Here is a 15,286-nt window from a genome sequence, read left to right as displayed (position 1 = left end):
AGTGATTAGTCATCAGTCAACAGTCAACAGTCAACAGTCAACAGTTATTAGTCATTTAAAAACCCGACACTAACAACTTATTTAAAGTTATCAATGTCGGGCACAAATTCAACAAACTACCCGCAAAAGTTTAGGACTTTTTGCCGAAAACTTGTTCTTTCAATGCTTGAATTTCTTGACCTAATTGTTGCCGGTTGGACGATCGCAGCAAATAGCGGTAGACAAACCACCCGGTGTATCCGATACCAATTAGCTCGAATGTCGGTGCTAGCAAGGGGATGTCGTTGAGTTCATCTATTACGCCCAAAAGCACTTTCAAAGAGACAATCGAGGCTATAATTACACCGATAACAGTCAGGGGACTTTTGTACTGCTCGTAAAAGCTGCCGATGTAAGCGGGAAACTCGGACAAAATTGAGATAATTTGTTCTTTGATCTGCTGGCCCTGACTTGGCGGTTCTTCGGTAATTATGACTTTTGTTGTACCGCTGGAACTGTCTGCTTCATTTCCGGCAGGAATTTCGGTGATGATAACGGTTGTTTCTGGTTCGTTTGATGAAGTCATTTCTCCACTCGCAATAGTTTTTTGCTGGTTGGCTGCAGGTATTTCAACTGCTGCTGCGGCTGTTTCAACTGCCGAAATATCGACTGCTGAAACCTCGGTGCCGGCTGTTTCCACAGGCGATATTTCGACTGCTAAAACCTCCGTTCCGGGTATTTCGGTAGCCGATATTTCGACTGTTTCCACAGGCGATATTTCGACTGTTTCCACAGGCGATATTTCGACTGCTGTCACCTCGGCCGCTGCTGTTTCAACAATCGGTGTTTCGACTGCTGGCTGTTCTGTAGCAGGGGTTTCGGCGACTGTTTCTGCGTTTGGTTGTTCTGGGGTTGGAGTTTCGGCCGCCACACCAACACCAGGCAAATTCAAGTTGCTAATGGCATCAAGCAAACGGGTTTTAGCCGTTCCTCGCTGGTGAAGGATTACCCAAGATTCTATCAGGTCGGGGCCGTGCATTGCACCTGTCAGAGCGGCTCTGAGCGATCGCATAATTAGCCCTTTGTTAAGAGTTTTCTCTTTACTGAGCTTTTTAGTGATTTTCTGAGCTTCCGCTGATGTCAGGGATGAATGACTTTCCATCGCTTCTACAACTGCTTGTAAAGCCTGTGCAGCCCCTGGTTGCTGCAACTGTGCGAGTGCTTCTTCTTCGTATTCCACCGTGGTGGAGAAGAAAACCTTGCACATATCCACAGCATCGGTTAAGCGAACGAGACTCGGGCCGATTAAAGCAGCTATTTGTTCGAGCCAAGGGCGATCGGCCTCTGAGTCAAACTCATAACCGCCTTTCTGCCACCAATAAGGTATCAGCAAATCTGTCAATTGCGGCACTGGCATTTTGTGCAGGTATTGACTGTTTAGCCAATTGAGTTTATCCCAATCAAATTTTGCACCGGCTTTGTTGACTCGATAGAATGTAAATAATTCTGCTGCTTCCGACAGTGTAAATATTTCCTGCGTTGAATCCGGCGGAGTCCAACCGAGCAAAGTCATGTAATTAACTAAAGCTTCGGGCAGGTAGCCCATATCTTTGAAGTCAGAAATCGAGGTTACGCCGTCGCGTTTAGAAAGCTTTTGTCCTTGGGAGTTTAAAATCAGCGGCGTGTGGCCAAATTCTGGGATTGTCGCGCCCAAAGCTTCGTACAGCAATATTTGTTTCGGAGTATTGCCGATGTGATCTTCGCCGCGGATGACGTGGGTGATGCCCATGTCGATGTCATCGACAACTACGGCGAGGTTGTAGAGGGGTTGGCCGATGACGCCGCCGCTGGATGCACGGGCAATCACCATATCGCCGCCGAGGTCGCTACCTTTCCAGGTTACGGTGTCGCGCACCATGTCGTTCCAAGAAATTGTGCGATCGTCGTCGATGATAAACCGAATCACAGCTTGTCGCCCTTCGCCTTCAAAAGCTGCGCGCTCTTTGCTTGTCAAGTTGCGGTGCCGATTGTCGTAGCGGGGGGCTTGTTTGTTGGCTTTTTGTGCTTCCCGCATTTCGTCGAGTTCTTCCGACGTGGTGTAGCAGCGGTAGGCGAGTCCATTGTCTAGAAGGGTTTGGACTGCTTGGCGGTATATTTCCAGACGCTGGGACTGAAAACTCGGGCCTTCGTCCCAGTTCATACCCAGCCAGGTGAGTCCTTCGAGGATGTTATCGGTGTATTCGCTTTTAGAACGTTCTACGTCTGTGTCTTCTACCCGCAGGATGAATTGGCCGCCTTGGTTGCGGGCAAACAGCCAGTTGAATACGGCGGTTCTGGCGGTACCGATGTGTAGGTTTCCGGTGGGACTGGGGGCTAGACGGACTCTGACATTCATGTAGATTTTTGCTTTTAGATTGGGCGATTTGCTGGTTGGGCGATTTGCTGATGTTTAAGACTTCAAATTTTATTATATTTTGTTGCCGACTTAATAGTTGTGCTTGGCAGGTACTTTGCCTCGATTTGTTTGATATTCGACTATCGAGCGATCGGGCTACGGTCTCCGGCAAGGCAGGAGAGGGCATCTTGATGATAATAGCTTGCGGGTGGCCAAGACTGGATTCACCTTTGGGACTATTTTTCACACCACAAATAACTGCTTTAGGAGTACCGAAGGCGCACCTGATAACTATTGATGCTTGTAAAATGTTTGTGTGCGATCGACGACATTAAAATATATTTCCCTATGTCTGCTGCTAAAACCGAGTTTTCCGAATCTGTTGCGCCCTCAGCCGAGTCTGCTGCGCCTGCTTGGCAGATTGAGTTACTGTACGACGGTGAATGTCCTCTGTGCGTGCGAGAGGTTAATTTCTTGAAAAAACAGGACGCGGGGCGAGGCTTAGTGTCGTTTGTGGATATTGCGGATGATGGCTACAACCCGAAGGTCCACGGCGGAATCGACTACGAAACGGCGATGGGGCGGATTCACGCGGTGTTACCCGACGGTACGGCAATTAAAAATGTGGAGGTTTTTCGCCGCACCTACGAGATTTTAGGGATGGGCTGGGTTTATGCTGTGACTAAGTTACCAGCGATCGGGGCGATCGCCAATTGGCTGTACGGAATTTGGGCCCACTGGCGGCTGATGCTGACGGGAAGGCCGGATTTAGCAACAATTATGAGCGATCGAACTCAGCGGATCGAGTGCGAAAGTCAGGGCCGCTGCCAACCCAACTCGAAATGAGTCATATTTAATAAGTGCGATCGGTCTATCAGAAAATGTCAGCAGAAACAGACTGCAAGTAACATTAAAGATGGACTACTATTAAAGGTCAAAAAAAATGCAAGATGCAGGCTATACAGTCTTCATGGGCTTCGGTGGTCTCTGGATACTTATGGGAATTGCCGCTGTGATTTTCCTCTTCAAATCCGACGGTCAAAAACTTAGGTTTGGCAAATGGGGACTACTTGTGGCGATTCCGATTCTCGTGCCCATCGTCCTGGTTTTGACATATCAGATAGCCCGACCGTTTATTTCCTCGCACCTTTGATCGCTGCTGGGAGTCGATCGTCCGTGGGAGAAAGGAATTAGTTAAATTAAGTTTAGTATTATTGCTCGCTTTCGGGCGATCGCAACTGCTCGTTCGCCCATTGACGCAAAGACCGAATTATGGCATTGTCATCTTGAGTTTCTGCCATCTGCAAGAATTGATTGAGCATTGCTACAGAAAGGATGGGAAATGTCGGACTGCGATCGCAAGTAATATATTCCCGATTTTGCCATTGATAAATTTGTACAGTTTGTCCCCGATACCGCCAAACTTCAGGGATTTCTAGCTGTGTGTAAACGACAAATCTATTAGAAGAAGGACTGGTAATATCAACTTCAATTACCAAGTCTGGGGGAGGAGAAGTTGAGATGTCAAGCCTTCTCCCTAGAATGCGATCGACATTTTGGATATAAAAACATGAATCTGGTTCTGCACCTTGTTCTAAATCTTCACGGTTGAGAGTCGTCGAACCAAATCCCTTAATCTTCAAGTCCAACTCCTCAGTCAAAGCTGTAACAATCCGTTTGAGCAAACAGTTAATAGTTTCATGCAAGTCGGATGGCATGAGAATTTCTAAGACTCCTTGAGAGTATGAAAATCGCGAGGCTCTCTTGTCTCCTGCTTCTGCTAATAAGCTTTCGTAAGTCTGCCAACTGATATTAGATAATACTACCCGTTGTGTAGTTTTTTCCGGTGAGAAGTTAATGAGCGTAACAGTCATATTTCGCTCCTCCTTACTCAATTAATAAAATACCAAAAGCTTAAACTTTGTATTTTAAACTTTCGATTTACGAGAGAACGGGACAGACGGGGCTCGAACCCGCAACTTCCGCCGTGACAGGGCGGTGCTCTAACCAATTGAACTACTGTCCCTCGTTTTGCCGTTTTTTCAGGCACAATTTCTATTATGCCTATCACTTCACCTTTTGTCAAGAGGTTTTTTGAACTTTTATTTGGAAGCCCAAAATCTGAGTCTCTTGCAGCGGACTGAAGTTGTTGTCGCTCAGCAAAATCAGACCTCTGCTAGCATCCGCCAGGGCGGGGCCAAATGTCAACCCCTCAATGTTGTCTAGGGGAATTTTTAGGGTTTCCAAATCCAGCAGCAGGCGTTTTTGAGCGGGAGAAACCTCGCCCAGACGGCTTTTGAGGCTTTCGAGTGCTTCAATACGATCGCCCTTTTCCAGAGAAATCTCAAAAATTCTGATAGTTGTGCCGGTTTCCAGGGAGAAAGCACGCTCTAAACTCAGCAAGCGGTTATCGTCGATCGCCAACAAATCTACTAAACCGTTAGTAGTTAATTTTCCCACAGGATTCGCACCAGCGGGTAGCGGTTCGGTGATGTAGAGAAACGATGCTTCTGGATTGCCGCTCACCGCATCGTAGCGCAAAATCCGGCACGGAGTCCCGGTTTCCAGGGAAGCTGCGGCGCCATCTTGTACCAAGGCGTTTTCGGTAGCGGTGAATAGGTGTTTGCGATCGGGCGTTAAAGTTAAACTTTCAAATGATAGATTGTTGCGGATGCCTTTACTGCCTTTGTCGTCGGGCAAAAATAGTTCTGGAATTGCCAGCGTTTTCAGGAGTTTACCATCTAGAGAGAACTCTTTGATAAAAGGATTTATTTGGCGATCGACATCTCCCTCAGAAGAAACAAACACGCTATTGCCAGTAAAAGCTATCCCTTCGGGATCTAAACTTAATTCAGGAAAACCTTTGCCGTTTTCATCTAATAAAGTAGTGACACCAGTAAAAGTTATTTGCTCTTTTTCCAGTTTCCCAGATTGCAAGTTAATTTTGAGAGTATAGAAGCGCGCCGGAGCCTTGCTGCTGCGGTCATCAGAAATGGCATAATAAACTTGTTTATCGCCATCATAAGTAATGCCCGAAAGTCCGCCAATTTCCGTCCCCTGAAACTGAGAACCTGTAGGAAATATTGCTCTGCCGATAAAATTTATTTTCGTAACAGCGAAAGATTGAGCTGATTGATTTACCCAAATAGCAACACTTGCTGCCATCAAAAAACAGACAATAAATATAGTTGCTTTTATTAGATTTCGCATTTGATGAATAAGTAGGCTATTAAACTATTTCACTTTGAGCCTGCATATTGGGGCGGGCAAGATGCCCACCCCACAATAATTTCACAGGAGGCCGAATACAAGAAGTGTAATATTTTTCAAAAGACCAAGCAAATATTTTTTAGCTTAACTACCTTCTTCTTCTCTTTCTTCCTTCGCGCCCTTTGCGCCTTCGCGGTTCGTTAAATCATAAATTCACTGTTTCTGATTCAGCAAAAAATTGGTCAACCAATCTTTAACGACATAAGTAGCACGACAGTCGTCCTCATTGTAGCGGACGATCGCCTCCAAGAGCGATCGATCGCCGGTTTTGAGCCAATCGTCATACCAGCAGACGCACTGAGCACCATTCGCCTTAGCATCTCGCCAGTCAAAACCCAGCCAACGGGCAATTGGTTTGAGTGCGTAACTTTCCACCGGCATAATCGCTTTTTGCGTCACTTGTTTGTGAATATCTACAAACCGTTTCAGCACGGGTTTCCACAAATAAGCTGGAGTATTGTAAAGTTTAGCCAGTCGCTTAAAAGTCTTGACTTCGTAGTCGCAAAAATGGAAAATCGGAGCAATAGGATAAGCCCACATTAATTCTAAAAATTGCTCCCAGATTGCACCTTCCTCTGCTGCTGATTCAGCTAAAAAACCGTGGAATTTTTCCGTATTGTTGTACCTGTCAACAACTAAGACTCCGTGGAGGTAATCCAAGTTTAACTCTGGTTCGGCTTCAATATCAAAGTAGAGTTCGATTGGGGCGATCGGCAAAAACACAGATTGGGAATACGGAATTGGTTTTTTGCGGAGAATTGGCGCAGGTATAGAAGATGTCGCAGGTTTATTTTCTCTAATTTTTAATTCCTCAACTGCGGTGTAATTCAAGATATTGTCTACAATATCTGGTACTATTTCAGATGAGTTAAGTTCTTCTGAATTCTCACTTCTACCTTCTTCTCGATCATTAATCCGTGTATCCGTGTCAAAATCCGTGTCGTGCCTTCCTTCTTCCTTCTTCCCTCTTCCGACTTCCATCGGACTGACATCCGTTACATCCGTTACAGAATCCGTTGCCGAACTTCCTTCTTCTCGCAACAGCGGTTGATTTAGCAAGTGCGATCGAGCTTGCTGCACGACATCAAAAGCCACTCTGTCCGGGAATTCGGGATACTCAGCCAGCAGTTTGGAACTAGCATTAGCGAGAGCTTGTACATCAGTAATTCCGAGAGTTTTTAGTCTAGCATAGCGGCTGGCAGTAACTCCCGGCAATAACGAAAGATGTTTAATAGATTCGGCTTCGGCGTGACAGATAGTATACCAACCGCAAAGATTGCACTTTTGCCGGGAAATGAACACCTCTGGTTTATCCCGATTTTCTATCATCCGAATGCAATCATCTAAAATCTCGAACATCTGAGGAGTTCGCTGGTCGAGATTCACGGAGTATAGCCCTTTTTTTCGCAGCATCAGCGACGCAGTCTCTGGCATTGTTTCCTGTACGGAAGCTAAAACTTGGGCGTGAAAAGCTGCGATAATTTGATACTCTTGTTTTGGTCGCTTGCTAAGCCAAATATCCGCAGTAATATAACTCCAATCGCCAAATTTTGATTGTCCCGGCTGTTTGATTAATAAATGGGGGCGGCTGATCAGAGTAATGTTTGAAGAGTGCAGATTGGAGGATGAAATATCAACGAGAGTTTCGGGGATTTCGCCAAATTCGGGGAAATATTGACTGTCAATTCCTACCAGAGAAGTTGTTGCGGCGTTGGTTTGGCCGAATTCGCCCTGGATCAGAACTCCTCGGTAAATGCGATCGACCCCTTGCTGCATTAAACTCAATGTAGCGGCCGCGCCGGCTTCCCAATCCCCTCTCGGATAATATGGTTGTTGGTAAGTCTCCTGTTCCAAAGCTTGCTGCTGGTATGCGGCGCTGTCGCGCATCAGTTTCAGCAGAAAGTCGCTGGGGGGATCTAGTTGTTTCCAGTCTCCGCAGGTGTCTAAAAATGCTCGGAGATGGCATCGCTGATAGGAAAGTAGCAGTTTGTCAGTTATTAACATTTAGTATTCGCAAGGCATAGAATAATTAGAAGGAAAGCACGACACGGATTTTGAGACGGATACACGGATTGATTATTTAGCTTGAGGCAAAAGTCAAAGGATAGAAAGTTCACACCATCAGTTATTCAATATTAACGCTATCAATAATTCGCCAGAAAAAATGACAAAGGACAATCACCGGCAACAATTCCCAGCTTTGGCCAATAAAGCTTATTTTAACTACGGCGGACAAGGGCCGCTGCCTGAGCCTGCTTTAGACGCGATTTATGAGGCTTACAAACGGGTGCAGCTTGGGGGGCCGTTTTCGGGGGAGGTGGGGGCTTGGGTGGTTCAGGAGGCGATGCTGACGCGACGTGCGATCGCATCTGAGTTGACGGTACCTCCTGAAACCATCGCCCTAACTGAAGATGTCACCGTCGGCTGCAATATTGCGCTGTGGGGCATTGACTGGAAAGCAGGCGACCATTTGCTGCTTTCTGATTGCGAACACCCCGGCATTGTAGCTAGTGTAATGGAACTTCAGCGCCGTTTCAACATTGAGGTTTCGATTTGTCCGTTGGCGGCTACTTTGAATGAGGGCGATGCGGTGGCGGTGATTGCTGATAGTTTGCGGCCAAATACTCGCTTGTTGGTTATCAGTCACATTTTGTGGAATACTGGCCAAGTTTTGCCTCTGGCTGAGATTGTGAAAGTGTGTCATCAAACAAAAGTCAAAGTATTAGTTGATGCTGCTCAATCTGTGGGGGTTTTGCCTTTAAATTTGATTGAATCGGGGGTTGACTTTTATGCTTTTACTGGTCACAAATGGTGGTGTGGCCCGGAAGGTTTGGGGGGGCTTTATGTGAGTGCTGAAGCTTTGGCAGATTTGCATCCGGTGTTTATAGGTTGGCGGGGAATTGTGACGGATGCTAATGCTAAGGTCCTTGGGTGGAAGCCTGGATCGCAGCGCTATGAAATTGCGACTTCGGCTTATCCTTTGTATGCGGGTTTGCGGAGTGCGATCGCCCTGCAACATGAATGGGGTACGATCGAGGAAAGGTATGCAGAAATTTGCCGTTTGAGTAAGTATCTCTGGCAGCGTTTGTCGGTACTTCCTGATGTGGAATGTTTGCGAAAATCTGCGCCGGAAGCTGGTTTAGTTTCGTTCCGGTTAAGTAATGGGATGCCGCACAACAAGCTTGTCAATTTGTTGGAAAAACAGGGAATTATGGTAAGGACTATTCTTAATCCTGATTGTGTGCGGGCTTGTGTTCACTATTTTACAACTGAGGCGGAGATTGATAAGTTGGTTGGGGCGATCGCCATAACGTAGGGTGCGTCGCCTTGAGCTATTTCAAATAGCTGGAAAATCTCATAGCGACGCACCTACAAAATTAGGGGCGATCGCACTCCACTCCGAAAAATATTATTTCAAAATAGGATGCAAGAGGCGTTAGTTTTTTGTGGGATTTACCTTATAATATGGTAAGTAGGTTGCCAGCACATTTTTTGAATTTGGTAAGTAAAAGCGTGAAGATAATTTTAGAGTAATTACGGAGGGCAATAAACGATGAATTTAGAGCAAGCAGTTTTAGATAAGTTGCGGGCATTGCCCCCTGAACGACAGCAAGAAGTTTTAGATTTTGCTGAGTTTCTTCAACAAAAAACTATGGCTAAACGACCCCTAAAGAGTGCCAAAGGGTTGTGTGCTGACTTAAAAGTAGATATTACGGAAGAAGACATCGCCCAAGCCCGACAAGAAATGTGGGGAAATTTTCCCAGGGAGATTGTTTGATGCCCTCAGTCGTAGCAGATACCCATACCCTAATTTGGTACATTTTTGAACTACCAAGATTGTCGCCAGCAGCATTAATAGCATTAGAACAAGCGGTTAACGAGGGAAATTTTATCTACTTTTCCGCAATTTCAATTGTAGAAATTGCTTACTTGATTGAGCGAGGGCGTTTGGCAGGCGAAGTGCTGACACGAGTTTTAAATGCTGCGGACGATCCAAATGTGGGGATTTTGCTAGCACCTTTGGATCGCAATATCTCGGCAACTATTCAACAAATTGACAGGGCAACAGTTCCTGATATGCCAGACAGGATTATTGCGGCTACTGCTTTATCTTTGAGTCTTCCGTTAGTTACTCGCGACGCAAAAATTCAAGGGTTAACTACTATTCAAACAATTTGGTGAGTATGACAGGAAACTCTCTTCGTTCCCTACAGTAATACCTTCGGGTGCGTCGCTTCCCGTAGCTATTTCAACTAGCAGGAAAATCTCACAGCGACGCACCATACAAATAGCAATATTGTGTCACCACACTTCGTTCCCCACAGCAACTCCACTGTCAATCTCATTATGAAGATTCTCAGGCGCGATCGTCTCAACCAACTCCTCAATGGAATACCGCCAACGAGTTACCGGTTCGATAATTTTCTCAGCGTCAATAGAGGCATCTATTTCCTGAGAGTGGGCTGCATAAAAAGCGAGAACATGGTTCACTTGAGCTTCACTTAAATCATACTCAGTGGCAATTTGGTTTGGCGAAAAACCCCATTTCTGAGATGCAACTACTACTGTTTGCAACCGCAAGCGAGTGCCGCGCAAAACGGGGACGAGTTCGCCGCTAGCGCCCCGCACATAGGTAATTTCAGGAAAAGCGCGATCGTCTGATTTATCCAGCCCCGTGAACTTCATGCTTTTACAATAACAACGGCTCTATTTTAGCTTGTACCTCTTCAATTACATCTTGAGATACCGACTCAACCAATCGAATACCGCGAGCTTTCCAGTCTAAACACTTAATTTGATCGGCAAGAATTACTCCCTGAACTTTTAATCCAGTGGGTAGGATAACTTCAAAAGGATACCCTTTTTGTTGTTTTGTAATCGGCATAAATAGAGCTAAGGAGCTTTTCTCGTTGTAGGAGCGAGGCGACAGCACAAAAGCAGGTCTAAGTCCTTTTTGCTCGTGTCCCTTAGTTGGGTCAAAGTCTAAATAAACGATATCGCCTCGACTCGGAATGTAGGGATTTGATTGTGTCACCAAACTTCGTTCCCCACAGCAATTCCAGTATCAATCTCAGTATGAACATTCTCTGGCGTCATTGCCTCGATCAACTCCTCAAGCGAATACCGCCGACGAACGATAGGCTCGATTGTCAGCTTGCCATCTATCAAGACAAGCTTCACTTCGGAACCCTCAGTCAAGTTAATCTCTTTAGCTAAATTTTGTGGAATCCGAATAGCAAGACTGTTTCCCCATTTTGCGATCGTCGCAACCATAGCCTGAACCTCTAGTTAGTGATATCACTCTGAGGAATTTACCCTTTCTCAGAGAAAGTATATACAGAGTATCTACAGTGTAGCGACTAAGCGGATGTTTGACAAGCACAGAAAATTTGACAAAAAAGCCGATCGCCCTTTCCCTAAAAACAACAAAGGACGATCGCCCTTTTCGCCCAAATTTCGACCTACGCACCCCAACAAAAGAAACCGGGTTTTTCACTAAATCTGCCATTTCCATGCAGTATCTTCGCAAAAAACCCGGTTTCTGAGCTCTCAGGCCTAAGTCCTATTAATGACTGTGCCCGTGCCCGCCATGAGAATGACCGTGTTCACCATGAGAATGCCCGTGCCCGTGAGAATGACCGTGCCCGTGAGAATGCCCGTGATCCCCATGAGAATGCCCGTGTCCTTCATGAGAATGCGCGTGCTCGCGGTGTGCGGAAGCCAAACTCGGATTAACAGCAACCGCAGTCTCACTCAACAACGCTTCAATCTGCGGATTTGCCCACTCGGCCGCCATTTTCAGAAACTCTGGATGGTCGTTAACGCAAGGCAATTTGCGGTAAGTAACTCCTTGACGCTGTTTCTGCAAAGACTCAATAATGTGGTCTACATCTAACAATGTTTCGTGATTTTCTGTCGCAAATCCGATCGGCATAAAGACGATCGCAGTTGCACCCAAATCGATCAAATTCTTCGCAGCCAACGTCGCATCCGGCTGCGTCCACTCAATCAGCGGCGTGTCGTGATTCAGCCAACCCACCGAAATCAAAGGATAGCGATACATCAAACGTTCCCGCACGCGATCGTACAAAGCTTGACTTTCCACAATTCCCGAAGTAAAGCCCTTCGCCTTGTGCGGACAACCGTGATTCATCAGCACAATCCCAATCTGAGAAGGCAAATGCGCTACAGCTAAATCGTTCTTAATTTCCTCTTCTACCAAATCCGCCATTAGCTGGATGTAAGCAGGTTCATCGTAAAAAGAAGGAATGTAGCGCTGTCCTTTTACCCAATGTTCCTTACCATCAAAGGTTTGTGCTAAAGCTTTATTCACCTGTTCGACAGCAATGCCGCTGGTGAAAACAGAATCAACTACCAACAGCGGGTAAATCAGAATTTTGTCAAATCCTTCTGCTTGAATTTGCGGAATTACTTGTTCCGGCAAAAACGGCGCGCAAAAGTTAAAAGCTTTGAACACTTTTACTTTATCGCCCCATTTCTCCTGTAAATTCTTTTCAATCCCGGCGCGCTGCTGTTCAAAAATTGCATTGTGCGGCGAAACGAATTTACCGTGTTGGTGACTCCACTCGTGCAAGTCAAAGATTGCTAAAATCTTCGCCAGCGGCGGATAAATCCACAGCGGTACTGGCGCAAACTTTGCCGTAAGCAAATTTAAAGCTTGTTCGTTGTAGTTGGCAAAATCGTCGTAGCTTTCGACTTCGCCATAACCCATCAGCAATACAGCAACGCGATCGTTACTTGCGGGTGCTGCAGATGTTTTGTACTCGATTTTTTCTGGAGAAGCAACCACTTTGTATTCCTCAATTTTATTTATTCTAAGAGATCCAAACAGGATGAAGGGTGAATCGGAGATTTTTCATTGTGTGCGATCGCACGACGGTTGCGTGCTGGGCTGATTCCCGGTTTCTGCGCCCCTACTTCCCGGTCAAACCTCTTATTTATCCTAGAAACCGGATTGATGGGCATCAGTCCTAAGTCGGTTTTTTGACCCTGACCCGAAATTCGTAGGGTGGCTAGAACTAGAATCAGCCTTTGCTAAGCTTGACAGGAGATGGGGCGGGGGGGGATAAGTTTCATGTTTTCTTAAGACTCCCTGACCTTGCCTCAGATTAATGGGGTTTGGAGCGTTCCCAGCTTTTAACTTGGGGGGATACTCTTCAAACTTGACTCTATTATAAGTTTAACACCCTATCCCCTGGGGTAGTATATGATATAGTAGGTATATGATAAAGTTATGTTGCGAACTATATTAACTTTCTTGACGAACTATGAGACTGGTAATTTGCCCCGGAGTTCACGAACCAAAGCTAACCGACTGTTTCCTGACGGGACTTTCGGGGCTTTGGGGACTGGCAGCCGATCGCCCAAACCAGCAAATAGTCGATCGTGTCAAGATTTTTCCCGCTCATAAATATCCGCCTTTCTCAGCTCTTGACATATTGCAATTTTTGTGCAGCGAAAAGTTAGCAGGAGAAAGTCTAGTATTTGTCAGCTTTTCGGCAGGAGTAGCCGGGGCGATCGGGGCGGCTCTTCTGTGGCAGCAACTCGGTGGCAAAGTCGGGGCTTTTTTTGCCTTAGACGGTTGGGGAGTACCTCTGGTGGGAAATTTTCCCATCCACCGCATCAGCCACGATCGCTTTACGCACTGGAGTTCGGCAATTCTCGGTGGCGGTGGAGAAAGCTTTTATGCAGATCCCGCGATCGAACATTTGGATTTATGGCGAGCTCCCCAAACGGCAAAAGGCTGGCACCTCAGCCAAACCGCCGCCGGCATTGAGACTCTCGCACCCACAACCGCAGCAAAATTTTTAGTCCACCTATTGAAACAATACGGAGTCCAATCAGTTGTTTAATCTAAATTTAGTATCCTCAGCGATCGCACCTATTGCCACCATCGCCCGCCTCGACAATTCTGTCTCTTCAGCCACAACAAACACCATCAAACAGTGGTTGATATTTAGCGCCTCAGCATTTTTAGTCTCAATTCCCGTCTTCGTGCAAGCACCGTTAGTGCGTTTATATCCAACCATCAGTTTGCTGTCAACTATCCCCTGGTTCGTTCTGAGTTTAATTCTAATTTTCCGCCCCAAAACACAACTTTGGGGAGATTTATTATTAGGATTCGCCGGATGTTGGCTGGCAGGTTCTATCTATTGGGGGTGGTTTAGATGGGAACCAATTTTACATCTACCTATAGAAGCAATTGGCTTGCCTTTTGCTATTTGGTGCTTGGGCAAATCTTGGGGAAAAGTTGGCAGCTATTTTTACTTGGGTTCCCTATTTGGCACTGCTATTACCGATTTATATTTTTATTTAACTGGGTTGATGCCCTACTGGCGCCAAGTGATGCACGCGGAACCGGAATTAGCTATGCCGATTTTTCAAAGTGCGATCGGTCAAATTGAAACTCCTTGGGGCATAGGCTGTGCTTTAGTTCTAATCGCTGTGTTGCTAACAGTCGGTTTGCTGAGTTTGCGCGATCGAGAACTGCACTGGCGCGCTTTCAGCGGCGCGGTGTTAAGCACGCTTTTGGTAGATGGTTTATTTTGGTTGGCTGCTTCTGCTGCTTAAGATTTATGATTAGTTTTTATGTTGGTATTTTTTGACTGCAGATGTGGGCAAATTGACGCAGATTAACGCAGAATTTTTTGAGGGATGTAGTCTTGAGATTCCTGACTTTTTAAAGAAGTCGGGAATTTTGGTATTTACGGAACAATTATGAGTTAAAATCTAAAATCTAAAATCTCAGAATCCAAAATCAATATCATGTCTTTCATTTCAATTCGCGGTGTAGAACATTATTACGAGTGGATAACGGCAGATAACACGGCCCAACCCAGCGGGAAACCAGTGATGGTATTTCTGCACGGCTGGGCGGGTTCAGCGCGCTACTGGGAAAGCACGGCACGGGCTATTGCTGATGATTTTGATTGTTTGCTCTACGATATGAGAGGTTTTGGTCGATCGCCCTTGCCGAAAGAGCCTCCTGAGTCCAGCTACGAACTCGAAACCTATGCCCACGACTTAGCGGAATTATTAGAATCTCTGAATTTAAGCCGCGTCTTTCTCAATGCTCACTCCACAGGTGCATCAATTGCTACTTTATTTCTCAACCTTTACCCTGAAAAAGTAGAAAAAGCAATTCTCACTTGCAGCGGGATTTTTGAATACGACGAAAAAGCCTTTACAACTTTTCACAAATTCGGTGGCTATGTGGTAAAATTTAGACCATCTTGGCTGGCATCGATCCCTTTTGCCGATCGGCTATTTATGGCCCGGTTTTTGCGCCGTTCCCTGCCCACAGAGGTCAGTCTGGCGTTTCTCAAGGATTTTTTAATGGCAGACGAGCAAGCTGCTATTGGTACAATGGTGACGGCAGTCAGTAAAAGAGCAGCCGAGGAAATGCCCCAAGAATTTGCGCGGCTGAGTGTTCCCACACTGCTTGTGGCAGGAGAATTTGACCAAATTATTCCCGCCGCCATGGGAGAGCAAGCAGCCTCCCTCAGCAAAAAAGTAGAATTTGTTATAATTCCGAATACGGCTCACTTTCCGATGCTGGAGGATGCCGCAACATACTTGCAGCGAATTCGAGACTTTTTGCCAGCAGCGGCTTAGCTGAGT

The 15,286-nt window shown here is 46.0% G+C and carries 17 protein-coding genes, 1 tRNA gene and 1 pseudogene; 8 read left to right on the top strand and 11 right to left on the bottom strand.

Translation table 11 applies throughout. From position 1 onward, the window contains the following. Nucleotides 1-130: 130 nt before the first annotated feature. Nucleotides 131-565, bottom strand: coding sequence for a CAAD domain-containing protein (locus QUB39_RS10230; RefSeq protein ID WP_333055098.1), 435 nt, complete (start codon nt 563-565; stop codon nt 131-133). Nucleotides 566-931: 366 nt separating this feature from the next. Next, nucleotides 932-2,374, bottom strand: a pseudogene (gene gltX / locus QUB39_RS10225) (glutamate--tRNA ligase); the annotation flags it as partial. Nucleotides 2,375-2,671: 297 nt separating this feature from the next. On the opposite strand from gltX, the gene QUB39_RS10220 reads away from it, so the two are divergent. Both QUB39_RS10220 and QUB39_RS10215 read left to right on the top strand, forming a co-directional pair. After that, nucleotides 2,672-3,220 (top strand): DUF393 domain-containing protein, encoded by a 549-nt coding sequence (locus QUB39_RS10220; RefSeq protein WP_333208836.1) that lies wholly within the window; start codon nt 2,672-2,674, stop codon nt 3,218-3,220. 97 nt (nt 3,221-3,317) lie between these two features. Further along, nucleotides 3,318-3,527: a hypothetical protein gene (locus QUB39_RS10215; RefSeq protein WP_006632034.1), complete on the top strand. Its 210-nt coding sequence runs from the start codon at nt 3,318-3,320 to the stop codon at nt 3,525-3,527. Between the two features lie 58 nt (nt 3,528-3,585). On the opposite strand, the gene QUB39_RS10210 is transcribed toward QUB39_RS10215, so the two are convergent. From QUB39_RS10210 to QUB39_RS10195, 4 genes are all read right to left on the bottom strand, one after another. Continuing rightward, complete coding sequence (locus tag QUB39_RS10210; protein WP_333208833.1) at nt 3,586-4,248, bottom strand: Uma2 family endonuclease; 663 nt, start codon at nt 4,246-4,248, stop codon at nt 3,586-3,588. Nucleotides 4,249-4,326: 78 nt separating this feature from the next. Further along, a tRNA-Asp gene (locus tag QUB39_RS10205) sits at nt 4,327-4,400 on the bottom strand. 56 nt (nt 4,401-4,456) lie between these two features. Beyond that, entirely contained in the window at nt 4,457-5,539 is a 1,083-nt protein-coding gene (locus QUB39_RS10200) for an esterase-like activity of phytase family protein (RefSeq protein ID WP_333240509.1), read from the bottom strand. 258 nt (nt 5,540-5,797) lie between these two features. After that, a complete protein-coding gene (locus tag QUB39_RS10195; RefSeq protein ID WP_333208829.1) occupies nt 5,798-7,648 on the bottom strand; it encodes a TM0106 family RecB-like putative nuclease in 1,851 nt (616 codons plus the stop codon). Nucleotides 7,649-7,808: 160 nt separating this feature from the next. Between QUB39_RS10195 and QUB39_RS10190 the strand changes: the two genes are divergently transcribed. The 3 genes from QUB39_RS10190 (at nt 7,809) to QUB39_RS10180 (ending at nt 9,826) form a co-directional block, all read left to right on the top strand. Then, nucleotides 7,809-8,960, top strand: coding sequence for an aminotransferase class V-fold PLP-dependent enzyme (locus QUB39_RS10190; RefSeq protein ID WP_333485060.1), 1,152 nt, complete (start codon nt 7,809-7,811; stop codon nt 8,958-8,960). A 237-nt stretch (nt 8,961-9,197) separates the two neighbouring features. Then, entirely contained in the window at nt 9,198-9,422 is a 225-nt protein-coding gene (locus QUB39_RS10185) for a DUF2281 domain-containing protein (RefSeq protein ID WP_172189408.1), read from the top strand. Then, nucleotides 9,422-9,826, top strand: coding sequence for a type II toxin-antitoxin system VapC family toxin (locus QUB39_RS10180; protein WP_333312476.1), 405 nt, complete (start codon nt 9,422-9,424; stop codon nt 9,824-9,826). Before QUB39_RS10185 ends, QUB39_RS10180 begins: the two co-directional genes overlap by 1 nt. 120 nt (nt 9,827-9,946) lie before the next feature. Here the strand turns inward: QUB39_RS10180 and QUB39_RS10175 are convergent, their stop codons facing one another. From QUB39_RS10175 to QUB39_RS10155, 5 genes are all read right to left on the bottom strand, one after another. Continuing rightward, nucleotides 9,947-10,330: a DUF433 domain-containing protein gene (locus tag QUB39_RS10175; protein WP_333312478.1), complete on the bottom strand. Its 384-nt coding sequence runs from the start codon at nt 10,328-10,330 to the stop codon at nt 9,947-9,949. A gap of 4 nt (nt 10,331-10,334) precedes the next feature. Next, nucleotides 10,335-10,679 carry an endoribonuclease MazF gene (mazF, locus tag QUB39_RS10170; RefSeq protein ID WP_333055049.1) on the bottom strand — a complete coding sequence of 115 codons (345 nt, stop codon included), beginning with the start codon at nt 10,677-10,679 and terminating at the stop codon, nt 10,335-10,337. Then, nucleotides 10,676-10,918 (bottom strand): AbrB/MazE/SpoVT family DNA-binding domain-containing protein, encoded by a 243-nt coding sequence (locus QUB39_RS10165; protein WP_333055047.1) that lies wholly within the window; start codon nt 10,916-10,918, stop codon nt 10,676-10,678. Before QUB39_RS10165 ends, mazF begins: the two co-directional genes overlap by 4 nt. 292 nt (nt 10,919-11,210) lie before the next feature. Further along, nucleotides 11,211-12,455: a ferrochelatase gene (locus tag QUB39_RS10160; protein WP_333485059.1), complete on the bottom strand. Its 1,245-nt coding sequence runs from the start codon at nt 12,453-12,455 to the stop codon at nt 11,211-11,213. 20 nt (nt 12,456-12,475) lie between these two features. After that, on the bottom strand, nt 12,476-12,631 hold the full coding sequence (locus tag QUB39_RS10155; RefSeq protein WP_333231873.1) for a hypothetical protein: 156 nt from the start codon (nt 12,629-12,631) through the stop codon (nt 12,476-12,478). A gap of 302 nt (nt 12,632-12,933) precedes the next feature. Between QUB39_RS10155 and QUB39_RS10150 the strand changes: the two genes are divergently transcribed. From QUB39_RS10150 to QUB39_RS10140, 3 genes are all read left to right on the top strand, one after another. Further along, entirely contained in the window at nt 12,934-13,518 is a 585-nt protein-coding gene (locus QUB39_RS10150; RefSeq protein WP_333231875.1) for a hypothetical protein, read from the top strand. After that, nucleotides 13,511-14,236, top strand: coding sequence for a DUF3120 domain-containing protein (locus QUB39_RS10145; protein WP_333055043.1), 726 nt, complete (start codon nt 13,511-13,513; stop codon nt 14,234-14,236). The genes QUB39_RS10150 and QUB39_RS10145 overlap by 8 nt, the downstream gene beginning before the upstream one ends. A gap of 195 nt (nt 14,237-14,431) precedes the next feature. Further along, the gene (locus QUB39_RS10140) at nt 14,432-15,280 is read left to right on the top strand and encodes an alpha/beta hydrolase (protein WP_333055042.1); all 849 of its coding nucleotides are present in this window, start codon (nt 14,432-14,434) and stop codon (nt 15,278-15,280) included. Nucleotides 15,281-15,286 lie beyond the last annotated feature (6 nt).

This window comes from Microcoleus sp. AT8-B5, from assembly GCF_036705565.1.
Classification (GTDB): Bacteria; Cyanobacteriota; Cyanobacteriia; order Cyanobacteriales; family Microcoleaceae; genus Microcoleus.
The sequence above is the reverse complement of the archived record's forward strand: the minus strand, read 5'-3'. Positions and strand labels throughout refer to the sequence as shown.